The 13,839-nt window shown below is 66.3% G+C and carries 16 protein-coding genes; 7 read left to right on the forward strand and 9 right to left on the reverse strand.

Features of this window, described 5'->3' with window-relative positions:
• The first annotated feature begins 5 nt into the window (after nucleotides 1–5).
• The 4 genes from ruvA (at nucleotide 6) to AC1DN0_RS07535 (ending at nucleotide 3,522) form a co-directional block, all read left to right on the forward strand.
• Entirely contained in the window at nucleotides 6–587 is a 582-nt protein-coding gene (gene ruvA / locus AC1DN0_RS07520) for a Holliday junction branch migration protein RuvA (RefSeq protein ID WP_045237857.1), read from the forward strand.
• Between the two features lie 127 nt (nucleotides 588–714).
• On the forward strand, nucleotides 715–1,782 hold the full coding sequence (gene ruvB / locus AC1DN0_RS07525) for a Holliday junction branch migration DNA helicase RuvB (protein ID WP_045237856.1): 1,068 nt from the start codon (nucleotides 715–717) through the stop codon (nucleotides 1,780–1,782).
• Nucleotides 1,783–2,093: 311 nt separating this feature from the next.
• A complete protein-coding gene (locus AC1DN0_RS07530; protein WP_441629144.1) occupies nucleotides 2,094–2,678 on the forward strand; it encodes a BPSL1445 family SYLF domain-containing lipoprotein in 585 nt (194 codons plus the stop codon).
• Nucleotides 2,679–2,796: 118 nt separating this feature from the next.
• Nucleotides 2,797–3,522 carry a queuosine precursor transporter gene (locus tag AC1DN0_RS07535; RefSeq protein ID WP_441629146.1) on the forward strand — a complete coding sequence of 242 codons (726 nt, stop codon included), beginning with the start codon at nucleotides 2,797–2,799 and terminating at the stop codon, nucleotides 3,520–3,522.
• Nucleotides 3,523–3,541: 19 nt separating this feature from the next.
• On the opposite strand, the gene AC1DN0_RS07540 is transcribed toward AC1DN0_RS07535, so the two are convergent.
• The 5 genes from AC1DN0_RS07540 to tyrS form a co-directional block, all read right to left on the reverse strand.
• The gene (locus tag AC1DN0_RS07540) at nucleotides 3,542–4,216 is read right to left on the reverse strand and encodes a histidine phosphatase family protein (protein WP_441629148.1); all 675 of its coding nucleotides are present in this window, start codon (nucleotides 4,214–4,216) and stop codon (nucleotides 3,542–3,544) included.
• 77 nt (nucleotides 4,217–4,293) lie between these two features.
• Entirely contained in the window at nucleotides 4,294–4,953 is a 660-nt protein-coding gene (locus tag AC1DN0_RS07545) for a YbhB/YbcL family Raf kinase inhibitor-like protein (RefSeq protein WP_477145629.1), read from the reverse strand.
• A 47-nt stretch (nucleotides 4,954–5,000) separates the two neighbouring features.
• A complete protein-coding gene (locus AC1DN0_RS07550) occupies nucleotides 5,001–5,561 on the reverse strand; it encodes a dihydrofolate reductase family protein (protein WP_441629152.1) in 561 nt (186 codons plus the stop codon).
• A gap of 31 nt (nucleotides 5,562–5,592) precedes the next feature.
• Nucleotides 5,593–6,063: a D-aminoacyl-tRNA deacylase gene (gene dtd / locus AC1DN0_RS07555; RefSeq protein ID WP_441629154.1), complete on the reverse strand. Its 471-nt coding sequence runs from the start codon at nucleotides 6,061–6,063 to the stop codon at nucleotides 5,593–5,595.
• 19 nt (nucleotides 6,064–6,082) lie between these two features.
• Entirely contained in the window at nucleotides 6,083–7,324 is a 1,242-nt protein-coding gene (gene tyrS, locus AC1DN0_RS07560; RefSeq protein ID WP_477145630.1) for a tyrosine--tRNA ligase, read from the reverse strand.
• 228 nt (nucleotides 7,325–7,552) lie between these two features.
• Here tyrS and AC1DN0_RS07565 point away from each other — a divergent pair, with 228 nt between their 5' ends.
• Nucleotides 7,553–8,929 (forward strand): M23 family metallopeptidase, encoded by a 1,377-nt coding sequence (locus tag AC1DN0_RS07565; protein ID WP_276290159.1) that lies wholly within the window; start codon nucleotides 7,553–7,555, stop codon nucleotides 8,927–8,929.
• Nucleotides 8,930–8,945: 16 nt separating this feature from the next.
• Nucleotides 8,946–10,088 (forward strand): anhydro-N-acetylmuramic acid kinase, encoded by a 1,143-nt coding sequence (locus AC1DN0_RS07570; RefSeq protein ID WP_477145631.1) that lies wholly within the window; start codon nucleotides 8,946–8,948, stop codon nucleotides 10,086–10,088.
• Nucleotides 10,089–10,107: 19 nt separating this feature from the next.
• Here the strand turns inward: AC1DN0_RS07570 and AC1DN0_RS07575 are convergent, their stop codons facing one another.
• Nucleotides 10,108–11,019: a LysR substrate-binding domain-containing protein gene (locus AC1DN0_RS07575; RefSeq protein WP_477111575.1), complete on the reverse strand. Its 912-nt coding sequence runs from the start codon at nucleotides 11,017–11,019 to the stop codon at nucleotides 10,108–10,110.
• Between the two features lie 92 nt (nucleotides 11,020–11,111).
• On the opposite strand from AC1DN0_RS07575, the gene AC1DN0_RS07580 reads away from it, so the two are divergent.
• Complete coding sequence (locus AC1DN0_RS07580; protein ID WP_441629162.1) at nucleotides 11,112–11,909, forward strand: phytanoyl-CoA dioxygenase family protein; 798 nt, start codon at nucleotides 11,112–11,114, stop codon at nucleotides 11,907–11,909.
• An 83-nt stretch (nucleotides 11,910–11,992) separates the two neighbouring features.
• Here AC1DN0_RS07580 and erpA read toward each other — a convergent pair whose 3' ends face one another.
• From erpA to AC1DN0_RS07595, 3 genes are all read right to left on the reverse strand, one after another.
• Nucleotides 11,993–12,361, reverse strand: coding sequence for an iron-sulfur cluster insertion protein ErpA (gene erpA, locus AC1DN0_RS07585; protein ID WP_017225530.1), 369 nt, complete (start codon nucleotides 12,359–12,361; stop codon nucleotides 11,993–11,995).
• A gap of 109 nt (nucleotides 12,362–12,470) precedes the next feature.
• On the reverse strand, nucleotides 12,471–12,884 hold the full coding sequence (locus tag AC1DN0_RS07590; RefSeq protein ID WP_045237844.1) for a bactofilin family protein: 414 nt from the start codon (nucleotides 12,882–12,884) through the stop codon (nucleotides 12,471–12,473).
• A gap of 35 nt (nucleotides 12,885–12,919) precedes the next feature.
• Entirely contained in the window at nucleotides 12,920–13,582 is a 663-nt protein-coding gene (locus tag AC1DN0_RS07595; protein WP_477103879.1) for a DUF6776 family protein, read from the reverse strand.
• Nucleotides 13,583–13,839 lie beyond the last annotated feature (257 nt).

A 13,839-nucleotide genomic window follows, 5' to 3' on the forward strand; every position in this document is an offset into this window, starting at 1 on the left:
ACACCATGATCGGACGCATCGCCGGCACACTCATCGAGAAGAATCCCCCGCATCTGCTGGTCGATTGCCACGGCGTCGGCTATGAGATCGACGTGCCGATGAGTACGTTCTACAACCTGCCCGCCGTCGGCCAGCCCGTCACCCTGCTGACGCAGCAGATCGTGCGCGAGGACGCGCACCTGCTGTACGGATTCGGCAGCGCCACCGAGCGCAACACCTTCCGCGAACTGATCAAGATCACCGGCATCGGCGCGCGCATGGCGCTGGCGGTGCTCTCGGGGATGTCGGTCAGCGAGCTGGCGCAGGCGATCACGCTGCAGGAAGCCGGACGCCTGACGCGGGTGCCGGGTATCGGCAAGAAGACCGCCGAGCGCCTGCTGCTCGAACTCAAGGGCAAGCTCGGCGCCGAGCTTGGCCACGCGCCCGGCAGCACGCCGGTGCACGACAACGCCGTCGACATCCTCAACGCGCTGCTGGCGCTCGGTTATTCGGAGAAAGAGGCGGCGCTGGCCATCAAGCAGGTGCCGGCGGGCACCGGCGTGTCTGACGGCATCAAGCTGGCGCTGAAATCCCTGTCCAAGGGCTGACCGGGCCGGATCGAGGGCAAGCCGGAGGGGCCTCCAGGATTGAGTCTGCGCTGGCTGCGCCGGGCCCGTGCGGCCGGCGCCGTGCCCGGAAGGGCTACAATCCAACCACTTTGCCCGCACCAGAAACATGATCGAAACCGACAAGCTAGCCACCGACCGGAGCGCCGATCGCGTGATCGCCCCTACCGCCGTCTCCCCCAACGAGGAGGCGTTCGAGCGGGCGCTGCGTCCCAAGCTGCTCGACGAATACGTCGGCCAGGAGAAAGTGCGCGGCCAGCTGGACATTTTCATGCATGCCGCGCGCAACCGCCGCGAAGCGCTCGACCATGTCCTGTTGTTCGGGCCGCCGGGACTGGGCAAGACGACACTGGCGCACATCATTGCCCGTGAGATGGGCGTCAACCTGCGCCAGACCTCCGGCCCGGTGCTGGAGCGCCCCGGCGACCTGGCCGCATTGCTGACCAACCTGGAAGCCAACGACGTCCTGTTCATCGACGAGATCCACCGCCTCTCGCCGGTGGTCGAGGAAATCCTGTACCCGGCCCTGGAGGACTACCAGATCGACATCATGATCGGCGAAGGCCCGGCCGCGCGCTCGGTCAAGCTCGATCTGCAGCCCTTCACGCTGGTCGGCGCCACCACCCGCGCCGGCATGCTGACCAACCCGCTGCGCGACCGCTTCGGCATCGTCGCGCGGCTGGAGTTCTACACCGCCGAGGAACTGGGCCGCATCGTCACGCGCTCCGCGCAATTGCTGGGGGCCCGCATCGACCCGATGGGCGCGCTGGAAATCGCGCGCCGCGCGCGCGGCACGCCACGGATCGCCAACCGCCTGCTGCGCCGCGTGCGCGACTATGCGGAGGTCAAGGGAGACGGAAACATCACACGCACCATCGCCGACGCCGCCCTCGCCATGCTCGACGTGGACGCAGTCGGCTTCGACCTGATGGATCGCAAGCTGCTGGAAGCGATCCTGCTCAAATTCAGCGGCGGCCCGGTAGGCGTCGACAACCTTGCCGCCGCCATCGGCGAGGAGCGAGACACCATCGAGGACGTGCTTGAACCCTTCCTGATCCAGCAGGGCTACCTGCAGCGCACGCCACGAGGCCGCATGGCCACTGCCGCCGCCTACCGCCACTTCGGCCTGGCCGCGCCCGGCGAGAGCGTCGAAAGCGGCGAGCTGCCGCCGGCGTAAGCCGGAAAGAGCAACCGCTTGCAACAACGTGCGCACGCAAGGGGGGATCCTGACGTTGAGGCCAGGCGGTTGTAGCCCGGTCTCCCCGTAGCCCTCGCGACCGCTTCCCGCACTCGGGCCGCCACAGGCGACGCATAGGATTCCTCCCAACGCTCCCCGCATTAAATACTTTCGAGCCCCGCAGACAATTCTTTTGTCGTGCATTGCTGGCGGCTGCCTCCTTGTCCACAATGACTTAGCCCCGACCGCCGAAACACGGCGACGTCAGACGCCAGACGGCCGGCTAACTTTTCCCAGACAGGAGAGAGCACATGAATCGACGCCAGTTTGTTACCCGGATGGCGGGCTCGGGCCTGGTCGTGGCCACCGCCTTTGCCGCGGGCTGCACCACCACGGGCACCAATTCGCCAACCGATGCCGCGGCAAAGAGGCAAGAGATCGACGCGGGCGCCGATGGCGCAATCAACCGGCTGTTTTCGACGGTCGATGGCTCGCGCGAACTGGCCAATCGCGCGCAGGGGATCCTGATCTTCCCGCGCGTGCTGTCGGCAGGCCTGGGGATCGGCGGCGAATATGGCGAAGGCGTGCTGCGCTCCAAGGGAGCGTCGGTGGGCTATTACCGCACCACCTCGGGCATGATCGGCCTGACGGCAGGCGGCCAGTCCAAGGCCGTGGTGCTGATGTTCATGACGCCCGAGGCCTACAACAAGTTCGTCAACAGCAGCGGCTGGACGGTCGGCGCCGATGCCAGCGTGGCGCTCGCCAAGGTCGGAGCCAATGGCAAGCTCGATACCATCACCGGCCAGCAGCCGGTGATCGGCTTCGTGCAGACCAATGCAGGCCTGATGTTCGACATCTCGCTGGATGGCTCCAAGATCGGCAAGCTGAACATCTAGCCCCGGGGCCATTTCGGTCAGCCTTGGCCTCCGGGCCAGGGCTGCGTTCGCCTGCGTCACAGGCACGGTGTTTGCGTGGCTGGCATAATCGCGGCAAGGCCGCCCCCGGAACACCCCGATGACCACATCCACAGCCACGCCCGGCCACACCGGGCGCGTCTACCGTTACTACGACCTCGTGATGGTGGCGTTCGTCACGGTCCTGCTTTGCTCCAATCTTATCGGCGCGGCCAAGGCGGCCCAGGTCACGCTGCCGTGGATCGGCCCGGTGACCTTCGGCGCGGGCGTGCTGTTCTTCCCGATTTCCTATATTTTTGGCGACGTGCTGACCGAGGTGTACGGCTACGGGCGCGACCGCCGCGTGGTCTGGGCCGGCTTCGCCGCCCTGGCGTTCGCCACCTTCATGAGCCTGGTGGTGCTGAAGATGCCGGTGGCGCCCTTCATGGGCGACTACCAGAAGAGCCTGGAAGATGTCTTCGGCAATACCTGGCGCATCGCGCTGGGCTCGCTGATCGCGTTCTGCTGCGGCAGCTTCGCCAACAGCTACGTGCTGGCCAAGATGAAGCTGTGGACCGAAGGCCGCTGGCTGTGGACGCGCACCATCGGCTCCACGCTGGCCGGTGAACTGGTCGATTCCTCGCTGTTCTACGTGATCGCCTTCTACGGCATATGGCCGCTGGAAAAGGTGATCCAGGTGGCCATCGCCCAATACATCCTCAAGACCGGCTGGGAAGTGGTGATGACGCCGGTCACCTACAAGGTGGTGCGATTCCTCAAGCAGGCCGAACGCGAAGACTACTACGACCGCAACACCAATTTCACGCCCTTCCGCCTGCGCGTCTGACGGGCAGCGGCCAGCGGGGCTAAGGGACCCGGCGGTCGACTTCGTCCAGGGTCAGCGCTTCGAGGTGGTCCACGTCGGCCCATTGCATGACCGTCAGCCGCACGCTGTCGCAGCGCAGGCGGTTGATGCTGGCGTTGAGCAGTTCATGTCGCCGCGGCGCTTCCAGCGTCATGTCGTTGGCCTCGCGGTACAGGCAGTCCAGCACACCGCCGTGCGCCACCAGGGCGATGCGCTCGCCGGGATGGCGGCGCCCCAGCGCCAGCGCGGCTTCCACCGCGCGCTCATGGAAGGCCAGCAAGGACTCCCCGCCATCGGGCGCATAGTCCGGGATGCGCGCCTGCCACCTGGCGAAATCCTCGGGCAATTGTTCGGCCACTTCCGCGTAGGTCATGCCTTCGAGCGCACCGTAGCAGCGTTCGCGCAGACGGGGATCCGGCTGCACTGCGAGGCCGAGCGCCCCGGCCAGCGGCTCCGCCGTCTGCATTGCGCGCGACAGGTCGCTGGCGTAGACCGCGTCGATGGGCTCTGCCGCCAGCGCCCGGGCCAGCGCATCTGCCTGTGCCACGCCAGTGGCGTTGAGCGGGATGTCGAGCTGCCCTTGCAGGCGCCGCTCGCGGTTCCAGGCGGTCTCACCGTGACGAATCAGGATCAGGTGGGTGAAGGCCAGCGAATGCGGCCCGGGCAATTGCGACATGCCGTTTCCTTTACGCGACGCTACGCGGTCTCGTGGCGGCCCTGGCAGACAGTACCTTCGCACCGCCTGCCGGTAGCTTACTGTGCCGGGTGGCCGGCGAGCTTCGGATTGAGGGTATAGGTGCCCGTGATCGCTGCCTGCGCCAGTACGTGGCCCTGGATCGCTTCGCGCACCTGCGCCCCCGTGARGGTGCCATCCAGCGGCAGGCGGTCGAGGTCAAGCGCGTAGACGGTGAACACGTAGTGGTGCACCAGGGTGTCGTTCCACGGGGGGCAGGGGCCGTCGTAGCCGTAGTAATCGCCCTTCATGTCCGGGTCGCCGGCGAACCAGCCGGTGTAGTCGTTCACGCCGTGGCGCAGGCCGCCCGCGGCGGCGGTGCCGCCGGTTGCCTCGGGGCCCGGCTTGCCGCGAGCGATCACGCCATCGCTGTGGCTGCCGGCCGAAATCGTGCGCAGGCCGGGCGGAATATCCACCAGCACCCAGTGGAAGAAGTCCACGCGCGGCAGCGAGGCGGGCACTTCGCGGCCTTCCTGGTTGACGTCATCGCCACGGCTGGGCACGTCGCGGTCATGGCAGATCACCACAAAGGAGCGCGTCTCGGCCGGGGCCTCGTCCCAGTGCAGGTCGGGATTGCGGTTGCTCGACAGTGTCACGTGCGTGGCGGGATCGATCGCACAGAAGGCGAATTCGACGGGAATGGGCCCGTTGTCGGCAAAAGCCTTGCTACAGAGTTTCATGTGTCTCTCCTTGCTGGTAGGCGCCGCGCGCAGCGCGGCGTGCGGGATCAGGCCGTGGCCGGTCCCGGCGGTGAGGTAAGGCGGTAGCTGAGTTGTAGCAGGCCGTCGTCGAAAGCGCGATGCGCCTCCAGGCGCCAGTCCGAACGCCCGCTGCCGGTGAACAGGGCAATGCCCTGCCCCAGCACGACGGGATGGACGAACAGTTCCATCGCATCGACCAGGCCGGCGGCCAGGCAAGCCTGCGCCACCTGCGCGCCGCCGAGCAGCCAGATGTGCCCGTCGCGGTCCTTGTGCTCATGCTTGAAGCGGGCCAGCCATTGCTGCACCGGCTCGGCCTCCTGTTCGATCCGCCAGGGTCCGCCTTCGGGCCGCGCTAGCGGTTCGGCGCTGCTGCTGAACACGTGGAAGGGGCGGTCGCCATAGGACCACGGCCCAAAGCCGAGGCTCTGCTCGTAGGTGACACGGCCCGACACGATACGGTCGACGCTGGCGAGGAAGGGCTCGAAGCCGTAGTCGCCGGCGGTAAACAGCCAGTCCACCCCGCCGTCGGGCGAGGCAATCATGCCGTCGAGGCTGGTGGCAATGAAAAGGGTAACGGTCTGGGTCATCGGCGATCCTGTGGGCGCGGCGGCTACGGCATCAGCGCGCGGCGGCGGGCGGTACCCGCAGCCAGAACGTGACGGGCCCGTCATTGACCAGGCTGACTTGCATCATGGCGCCGAACTCGCCGGTCTGCACCTCGCCATGCGCAGCGCGCGCCCTGGCCACGAAATGGTTGTACAGGCGTTCGCCGTCCGCCGGCGCCGCGGCCGGGGTGAAGCTTGGCCGCGTGCCGCTGTTGGTATCGGCGGCCAGCGTGAACTGCGACACCACCAGCAGGCCGCCGCGCGTACCGCGGCCATCGATGTCCTGCACCGGCAGGTTCATCTTACCGTCGGTGTCGGAGAATATGCGGTAGGCCAGCAACTTGGCGAGCAGGCGCTCGGCCTGCGCCTCGGTATCGCCGCGCTCGGCGCACACCAGCGCCAGCAGCCCGGCGCCGATCTCGCCGGTGGTCCGTCCGCCGACGGTGACGCGGGCCTGTGCGACCCGCTGGATCAGCGCGATCATGCGCGGTTCCCGGCCGGGCTCAAGCCAGCGTCACGCGCGCGAAACGGCGCTTGCCCACCTGTACGACATAGGTGCCGGCAGCCACCTTCAAACCCTTGTCGCTGACGATGGCGCCGTCGATCTTGACGCCGCCCTGCTCGATATTGCGGTTGGCTTCCGAGGTGGACGGCACCAGGTTGGCCTGCTTGAGCAACTGGGCGATACCCAGCGGTGCGCCGATCAGGCTGACCGCGGGGATATCGTCGGGCACGCCGCCGCGCGCGCGGTGGTTGAAATCTTCCAGCGCGCGGTCTGCATCGGCGGCGCTGTGGAAGCGCGTGACGATCTCCTGCGCGAGCATCACCTTGCAGTCGCGCGGGTTGCGGCCCWGGGAAATCTCCTGCTTCATCAGGTCGATCTCGCTCATGGGCCGGAACGACAGCAGCTCGAAGTACTTCCACATCAGGTCGTCAGAGATGCTCATCAGCTTGCCGAACATCTCGCCCGGCGCTTCGGCCACGCCGATGTAGTTGCCCTTGGACTTGGACATCTTCTCCACGCCRTCCAGGCCCACCAGCAGCGGCATGGTCAGGATGCACTGCTGCTCCTGGCCGTATTCCTTCTGCAGYTCSCGCCCGACCAGCAGGTTGAACTTCTGGTCGGTGCCGCCAAGCTCCAGGTCGGCCTTGAGCGCGACGGAATCGTAGCCCTGCATGAGCGGATAAAGGAACTCATGCACCGAAATGGGAATCCCAGTGCGGAACCGTTTGGTGAAGTCGTCGCGCTCCATCATCCGCGCCACGGTGTACTTGGCGGCCAGCTGGATCATGCCGCGCGCGCCCAGCGGGTCGCACCACTCGCTGTTGTAGCGGATCTCCGTCCTGGCCGGATCGAGCACCAGGCTGGCCTGGCTGTAGTAGGTCTGGGCATTCGCCTCGATCTGCTCGCGGGTCAGCGGCGGACGGGTGGCGTTGCGCCCGGAAGGATCGCCGATGGTGGAGGTGAAGTCGCCGATCAGGAAAATCACCTGGTGGCCCAGGTCTTGCAACTGACGCAGCTTGTTGAGCACCACCGTGTGGCCGATATGGATATCGGGCGCGGTCGGGTCCAGGCCCAGCTTGATGCGCAGCGGCACACCGGTGGCCTCGCTGCGCGCGAGCTTCGCCAGCCATTCGGATTCGACCAGCAGTTCGTCGCAACCGCGTTTGGACACCTCCAGCGCGTGCATCACGGAGGGCGTGAGGGGGTAGGAGGTGGCAGCGCCGGAGGAAACTTCAGTCATGACGTAAGTCTTTGAAAAACATGAAAATTCAGACGGGGCTCAAAAACGGCTTGCGGCCGGTTTTGGTATAATCCGCGCTTCTTGTGCTGACGGGAACAATCCCGTGGGCCAACCGCCATTCTAGGCGGCAAACCAATATGGCAGGCGCCGCACCTCGGGGGAGGAAGGCAGACGAGGCAAAAAATCGTCGCGGCAGCGCAGCCCGAACCAAAGAGTGAATTTTACGTGATGTGGTCCAGACTCCGCGAAGTTTTCGCGCGTGAGCTGGTGGTTCTAGTCGATCCGACCAATGCCCTGCACGCCCGAAGGCGCAAGCAGTTGACGGCAGCGGTTGGCACGGTGTTCACGCTGGGCATGGCCGCCGCCATGGGCGTGGCCCCCCGTAACGCTTACGACGACCCCCAGGCTCCACGTGTACGGGAGGCCATCCGGCTGCCGGATTTGCGCGCCCAGCTAGAACAGCTTACCGAAACCGACGCCACCTTTGTGCGCGAGGAGCGCATGCAGCGCGGCGATACCATTGCCAGCCTGCTCAAGCGGCTCGGCGTGGACGACCCCGATGCGCAGGCCTTTATCCGCCGCAACACCACGGCGCGCGGCCTGTTCGAGCTCAACCCCGGCCAGACCGTGCAGGCCGAGGTCGACGAGAACAACCTGCTGATGTCGCTGCAGGCCAACCTCGGAGGTGACGCAAAGGCCTCGCGCGAATTGGTCATCGAGCGCGTCGGCGACGACGAACCGGTCTACAAGGCGCGCGTGCAATCGGTGAAAAACGAACTGCACTACGAGATGCTGTCCGGCGCGATCGCCACAGGCGGCTTCTTCAAGGCCATGGATGCGGCCAGCGTGCCCGACGACATCGTGCAGCAGATGCTTTCGATCTTCTCCGGCGTGATCGACTTCCATCACGACATCACCAGCGGCGACCGCTTCCGCATCGTGTACGAAGCCGGATTCCGCGACGGTACTTTTGTGCGCAATGGCCGGGTGGTCGCGGTCGAGCTGATCAACAACAACCAGCTGCACCAGGCGCTCTGGTATGCCCCGGAAGGCAGCACGCAGGGCGCTTACTACACTTTTGACGGTCGCAGCATGAAGCGGCCGTTCCTGCGCTCGCCGGTGGAGTTCTCGCGCGTATCGTCGGGCTTCGGCGGACGCGACCACCCGCTGCACCATCAATGGGCACAACACAAGGGCGTGGACTTTGCCGCGCCTTCAGGCACCAAGGTCATGGCCGCGGGCGACGGCCAGGTCGAGTTTGTCGGCCAGCAGAACGGTTACGGCAACATCGTCATCCTCAAGCACCATAGCGGTTACTCCACCTACTACGCCCACCTGTCCGGCTTTGCCAACATGCAGCGCGGGCAGCGCGTGTCGCAGGGGCAGGTCATCGGCTACGTTGGCCAGACCGGCTGGGCCACCGGCCCGCACCTGCACTATGAGTTCCGCGTCAACGACGTGCCGCTGAACCCGCTGGCCATCGCCGCGCTCGACACGCCCGCGCTGTCGGGCCCGGCGCGCCAGCAGTTCCTGAGCTATACGAGCGAGATGCTGAGCCGCATCAACGCGCTGCGCACCTACAACGTGGCTTCCGCCAACAACTAAACGAGCCGCAGCCAGCATGCAGACCGCACCCCCGGATTGCTTTATCGGCATCATGTCCGGCACCAGCATGGACGGCGCGGACGGCGTGCTGGTGGATTTCTCGGGACCGCGTCCCGCGGTCCTCGCGGCCGCCCACCAGCCCTTCCCGGCCGAACTGCGCGAGGCCTTCGCGGCGCTGCAGCAGCCAGGCGACGATGAAATACACCGCGAGGCGCTGGCCGCCAACGGGCTGGCGCGCGTCTATGCCGCTTGTGTGGCGATGCTGCTGCGCGATGCCGGCATGGCACCGTCCGCCATCGCGGCGATCGGCGCGCATGGCCAGACCGTGCGCCACCGGCCCGGCCTCTACGACGGCATCGGCTACACGCGCCAGAGCCAGCAGCCGGCGTTGCTGGCCGAGCTTGCCGGTATCGATGTGGTGGCCGATTTTCGCAGCCGCGACGTGGCCGCCGGCGGCCAGGGCGCGCCCCTGGTACCTGCGCTGCACCAGGCCCTCTTCGGCGATGCAGCCGAGACGCGGGTGGCCTGCAATATCGGCGGCATTTCCAATATCAGCGTGCTGCCGGCCGCTGGCGAAAGCGATGCGGCACGTCCCGTCACCGGCTTCGACTGCGGTCCGGGCAATGTGCTGCTCGACTACTGGATCGACCGGCACCACGGCCTGCCCTACGACGCCGACGGCGCCTGGGGAACCAGCGGCAAGGTCGACCAGGCCTTGCTGGCGCGCCTGCTTGCCGAGCCCTACTTCAGCGTGGCCCCGCCCAAAAGCACCGGCCGCGACCTCTTCCATCCCGCCTGGCTGGAGAGCCATCTCGCCCAGCTCGGCCAGCCGCTTGATCYCGCCGACGTGCAAGCCACGCTGGCCGCGCTGACGGCCGAGGCCATCGCCCGAGATGTCCGCGCGCACGCGCCCGACGCCATGCGGCTGATCGTCTGCGGCGGCGGCGCCCGCAATAGCTTCGTGATGGCGCTGCTCGCGCGGGCGCTCCCCGGCGTGACGGTGCAAAGCTCGGACGACCTGGGCGTACCGGTATCGCAGGTGGAAGGCATCGCCTTTGCCTGGCTGGCGCGCCAGATGCTGCGGCGAGCACCCGGCAATGTGCCGACCGTCACCGGCGCAGCCGGTCCGCGCGTATTGGGCGCGCTCTACCCGCGATAGCACGCGGGCATCTGCGCCGCTATGCCGGCTCGGCGTGCCCCGCCTCGTAAACCCACTGGATGAACGCTTCGGCGACCGGCGAAGGCCGCATTGCCGGCGAACGCGCCAGCACTACGCGCTGGGGCGTCACGGCTTCGCGCAGCGGCAGGCAGACGATGGGTCGGCCGTCATAGCTGTGATCGCCCGCCGGCCGCGTGCAGGACAGGGCTACGCCATAGCCATGCGCCACCAGCCCGCGCTGCATCTCGAAGGTCTGGGTGTACTGGTGCAGTTGCGGCCGCAGGCCATGTGCCCAGAACAGCGAGAGGAAGTACTCGCGTGTCTGCGCGATGTCCTCCAGGATCAGCCGCTCGCCCGCCAGGTCCTTCAGGCTCACGCTCGGCTGCCCGGCCAGCGCATGGCCGGCGGGCAGCAACGCGTAGGGCTCCAGCCGGGCCAGTATCCAGCGCGGGATGCGCTGGTCGAAACCCAGATCGTAGGTCAGCGCCAGTTCCGCCTTTCCGGCAGTGAGCGCGCGGTGCACCGTGGCCAGGTCGGCTTCGAACAGCGTGACGGCAACGTGCGGATGCAGGCGGCGGAATCCGGCCAGCAGCCGGGGCGCGTAATAGGCGCCGAGGTCCTGGAAACACGTCAGAGAAAGCTGCCCGCTCAGGCCACGCGCCGCCTCTCCGGCGCCCTCCGTGACCAGGCCGGCCGCCAGCGCCAGGATATCGCGCGCGCGCCCGAGCAACCGCTGTCCCGCCGGCGTCAATTCCAGCCCGCGGCTCACCTGACGCCGGAACAAGGTTTCGCCCAGCACCTCTTCGAGCTGGGCCACCGCCTGTGACACCGAGGGCTGCGATACGTGACGGGCGCGAGCCGCGGCGCTGATGCTGCCGTGCTCTGCGGCGGCGACGAAGTACTCAAGCTGGCGGAAGGAGAACGCGATCATGATTTCCTATACTACAACATAGGAAATATATTCTTTTCCTATTGATGCCCTGGCCCGATACTCGTCCCGGACCAGCCACCCAAGGGACCATCATGCAAATCACTGCAGACGACATCGAGACATACCAGCGCGACGGCGCCCTGGTACTGCGCGGCGCCTTCGCCGATTGGGTGACTTCGCTGCGTGAAGGGTTCGAGCAGAATCTCGCCGAGCCCGGCCCCTTCGCCATCGAGAACGTGGGTACCGGCGAACGCGGCCGTTTCTTCGAGGATTACTGTAACTGGCAGCGCATCGCGCCCTTCGCCCGATTCATCGAGCACTCCCCGGCCGCCGCGATCGCCGGGCAGATCATGCAGGCCGAGGCGGTCCAAGTGTTCCACGAGCACATCCTGGTCAAGGAACCCGGCACGGCCAAGCCCACGCCCTGGCACCAGGACCTGCCTTATTACTGCGTGGACGGATTGCAGACCGCGAGCTACTGGATCCCGCTGGACCCGGTCACCACGGCCAACACCTTGCGCGTGGTGCTGGGCTCGCACCGCTGGCCCAAGCTGGTGCGGCCAAAGCGCTGGGCCAGCAATGAGAATTTCTATGCCGGCGACGACCAGTTCATGGAGATGCCGGACGTGGACGACGGCAGCCACGCCATCCTGATGCCGGAACTGGAGCCGGGAGATGCCGTGGTATTCGACTTCCGCACGGTGCATGGCGCCGCGGGCAATGCCGGCACGGGGCGCCGCCGCGCCTTCTCGGCCCGTTTCCTGGGCGACGACGTGCGCTACCTGGAGCGGCCGGGGCGCACCTCGCCGCCCTTCCCCGGAATCGGACTGCGCAGCGGCGAGCGGATGCGCGAGGACTGGTTTCCGGTTGTGTGGCGCCGAGATCAATAAGCCGTCGGCGGTCCTGAGCAACAAAAAAGCGCACCGAGGTGCGCTTTTCTATTGCCGCCGAATCCGCGGCGCGCTGGCGAGCCTTACACCGAGAACGAAGAGCCGCAGCCGCAGGTGGTGCTTGCGTTGGGGTTCTTGATCACGAACTGGGCGCCGTTGATGTCTTCCTTGTAATCGATCTCCGCGCCCACCAGGTACTGGTAGCTCATCGAATCGATCAACAGCGTGACGCCGTTCTTGTCCAGCGTAGTGTCGTCCTCGTTCACCTCTTCATCGAAGGTGAAGCCGTACTGGAAGCCGGAACAACCGCCGCCCTGCACGAACACGCGCAGTTTCAGATCGGCATTGCCCTCTTCCTCGATCAACTGCTTGACCTTGTCGGCAGCGCTGTCGGTAAAGACGAACGGGGCCGGCATGTCCTCGGTAACGGGTGCCTCTGCGACTGCGTTCATGGGGTTCTCCTATTTAGATACGCCTGTATTTTAAGCGCTCTGGCAAGATCGTGCCGAAACCCTGTGAATTCAAGGGGTTCTGCTGCCCGGACTGACCGGAGATGCGGTATCAGGCGGATTCCTGCGCACCCGAGGCGAGGAGCAGGTTGGGGAGTGCCTTGGGTTCGCCGCCGCCCAGCGGCACCAGACGTCCCTCCACTAACGCGCCCTGGTGCATTTCGAGCGCAGCGTAGTGCACTTCACCTTGCACGCGCGCATGCGGTTGCAACTCCAGCAGTTCGGTAGCGTGCACCGGGCCGGTGACGGTACCGTTCAGGATCAAGTGGCCGACGCGGACTTCGCCCTCAACCACGCCTTTTTCGCTGATGACCAGCATGCTGGTCTGATCGGCGGCAGCCGTCACATTGCCGCGCACCCGTCCATCCAGGCGCAGACCACCCGAAAATGTCAGGTCGCCCTCGATCACGCTGTGCTGGCCAATCAGGGTATCGATCGCCAGGCCTTTCTTCTTGGAAAACAACATAGGTCCCTCTTCTCGTTGCTGGCCCAGCGCAAGCCTCACGGCATTGCCGTCTGGGTCGCGCGCAACTGACCGTTTTGCAAAATTCGTACTGTCACCGCCCGCGCCACGGCACCGGCGGGCAGCGCGAAAGCACCTTCGATCCGCTGGTAATGCGTCAGGCGCAAGCCCGGCAGCGCGCTGGTCCCGGCTTCGGGCAGGCTCAAAGTGACCGGATTGCCATCCCTCATCAGCGAAACGACCAACTGTAACTCACCCCGGAATTCAGGCAAGGATGAAAAAGCCTTGGATCCACCCTGCATTATCAGCAAGCGATAATGCATTTTCAGTGCGTCGGCCTCATCGAGACTGACGCGAAAACTCCGGACATGGATGCCGGAGGTATTGCCGCTGGCCGGCAACAGGCTTTCGAAGAAGGCCAGATCCTCCTTGACCTGGGCGACCTCGCCTTCCGCCGCCTTCAACTGCTGGGCCAGGCCTTCCTGGGCGGCACGCGCCATCTGCAGCTGTGCTTCGGCCGTATTGGCCACCGCCTGCAAGCGTTCACGCTGCGCCGCCATCGACGCCACCTGCTGCCGCAGCGCCGCGTTCTCCGCCGTGATGTCCGGTGCCGCGCCCGTCAGCCGCCGGCCGGCGTCATACGCCCACCCTGCGACAAGCGCCCCCACAACGACAACCAGGACCGCGGCCAGCGCGCGCATCGGCCACGGCAGATGCGAACGTACCGCCAGGCGCCTGGACAGCGAACTCCGGCGCGGGCGCGGCAAACGGTACTTCATGCGCCACGGGTGCACAGCGCAGGCAGGCCGGCGCGGTGCGGGTTGTCTGGCCAACGGTTCATCGGCGGGTTCTCCGGGCGACAGGAGCAGGGATTGTATCCGGGGAGATGCAAAGTATTTGTAAAAGGTGGTTAAAACCCGTCATTGAGCGCAACTCCCGCGTCTTGCAGCCAGGCACG

The sequence above is a fragment of the Cupriavidus sp. 05N39 genome (assembly GCF_056397325.1).

Coding starts and splice junctions, on each gene's coding strand:
- ruvA (WP_045237857.1), top strand. CDS start 6: ATGATCGGACGCATCGCCGGCACACTCATCGAGAAGAATCCCCCGCAT.
- ruvB (WP_045237856.1), top strand. CDS start 715: ATGATCGAAACCGACAAGCTAGCCACCGACCGGAGCGCCGATCGCGTG.
- AC1DN0_RS07530 (WP_441629144.1), top strand. CDS start 2,094: ATGAATCGACGCCAGTTTGTTACCCGGATGGCGGGCTCGGGCCTGGTC.
- AC1DN0_RS07535 (WP_441629146.1), top strand. CDS start 2,797: ATGACCACATCCACAGCCACGCCCGGCCACACCGGGCGCGTCTACCGT.
- AC1DN0_RS07540 (WP_441629148.1), bottom strand. CDS start 4,216: ATGTCGCAATTGCCCGGGCCGCATTCGCTGGCCTTCACCCACCTGATC.
- AC1DN0_RS07550 (WP_441629152.1), bottom strand. CDS start 5,561: ATGACCCAGACCGTTACCCTTTTCATTGCCACCAGCCTCGACGGCATG.
- dtd (WP_441629154.1), bottom strand. CDS start 6,063: ATGATCGCGCTGATCCAGCGGGTCGCACAGGCCCGCGTCACCGTCGGC.
- AC1DN0_RS07565 (WP_276290159.1), top strand. CDS start 7,553: ATGTGGTCCAGACTCCGCGAAGTTTTCGCGCGTGAGCTGGTGGTTCTA.
- AC1DN0_RS07575 (WP_477111575.1), bottom strand. CDS start 11,019: ATGATCGCGTTCTCCTTCCGCCAGCTTGAGTACTTCGTCGCCGCCGCA.
- AC1DN0_RS07580 (WP_441629162.1), top strand. CDS start 11,112: ATGCAAATCACTGCAGACGACATCGAGACATACCAGCGCGACGGCGCC.
- erpA (WP_017225530.1), bottom strand. CDS start 12,361: ATGAACGCAGTCGCAGAGGCACCCGTTACCGAGGACATGCCGGCCCCG.
- AC1DN0_RS07590 (WP_045237844.1), bottom strand. CDS start 12,884: ATGTTGTTTTCCAAGAAGAAAGGCCTGGCGATCGATACCCTGATTGGC.
- AC1DN0_RS07595 (WP_477103879.1), bottom strand. CDS start 13,582: ATGCGCGCGCTGGCCGCGGTCCTGGTTGTCGTTGTGGGGGCGCTTGTC.